Below are 233 nucleotides of genomic sequence, written 5' to 3'. Positions count from 1 at the left end.
TGCATGCGCTTTACGCCCAGTAATTCCGATTAACGCTCGCACCCTCCGTATTACCGCGGCTGCTGGCACGGAGTTAGCCGGTGCTTCTTCTGTCGCTAACGTCAAGTAATGCAGCTATTAACTACACTACCTTCCTCACGACTGAAAGTGCTTTACAACCCGAAGGCCTTCTTCACACACGCGGCATGGCTGCATCAGGCTTGCGCCCATTGTGCAATATTCCCCACTGCTGC

At 53.6% G+C, this 233-nt stretch carries 1 rRNA gene; it reads right to left on the bottom strand.

Going from position 1 to position 233, the window contains the following annotated elements:
* Positions 1-233 (bottom strand): 16S ribosomal RNA (locus ATB78_RS28090); the annotation flags it as partial.

It is taken from the genome of Vibrio sp. CUB2, assembly GCF_001557945.1.
GTDB lineage: Bacteria > Pseudomonadota > Gammaproteobacteria > Enterobacterales > Vibrionaceae > Vibrio > Vibrio owensii.
This window is presented reverse-complemented; position numbering and strand designations above follow the sequence as displayed.